Here is a 769-nt window from a genome sequence, read left to right on the forward strand (position 1 = left end):
AGGAGACGCGAAAGGGACAATCGTCCGGTAGCACGCTCAGGCGGCAAGCAACTCGAACTGCTCGGCCAAGGATGGCCACAAATTGCAGGCATACTTCGCCTGTTGCTTGCGCATCATGTGAACCATCTCGATCCCACCCAGGATCACACGGGCAGTGGTCACAGACTGAAAACCGAGCATGGGTCTGACCCGCCTCTTGATGGCGCGATGGTCCTGCTCAACCCGATTATTCAGATAGGCGCTCTGCCGAATGCGAATAGGTTTCAGGTCACGCTGCGATCTGTCCCGGAGCCGGTCTGCGGTATCACAGGACAGGATCGCCTCGCGGTTCGTCTGGCTGCCGTCGATTACAATCCGCTCGGGTCGGCCGTGCCGTTTAAGGGCCTTGCGCAGGAACCGTTTGGCGGCTGTCAGATTGCGCCGCTCGCTGAACCAGAACTCGACGGTGTCCCCGTTGCTGTCGATCGCGCGGTACAAGTACACCCACCGCCCACGCACCTTGATATAAGTCTCATCGACATGCCACCTTCTGGTGACAGCTCGCTTGCGCCGATTGAACTGCTCGAGCAGGAGCGGAGCATAATGCACAGTCCAGCGGTGGATCGTGGCGTGATCGATCGAGATGCCGCGCTCCGCCATCATCTCTTCGAGATTTCTCAAGCTCAGGTTATAGGCCAGGTACCACCGGACGCACAGCAGGATCACTGAGCGATCGAAGTGGCGGCCTTTGAACATCTGAACCTCCGGAGTTTTGCCGGAGGCATACGCC

Annotated in this window: 1 protein-coding gene; it reads right to left on the reverse strand. The window is 58.9% G+C overall.

What is annotated here, in order from left to right; all coding sequences use genetic code 11:
• Nucleotides 1–36: 36 nt before the first annotated feature.
• Nucleotides 37–735 (reverse strand): IS6 family transposase, encoded by a 699-nt coding sequence (locus tag AC0QTX_RS27510; protein ID WP_474606966.1) that lies wholly within the window; start codon nt 733–735, stop codon nt 37–39.
• Nucleotides 736–769: the final 34 nt, after the last annotated feature.

The sequence above is a fragment of the Microvirga sp. jy35 genome (assembly GCF_056148915.1).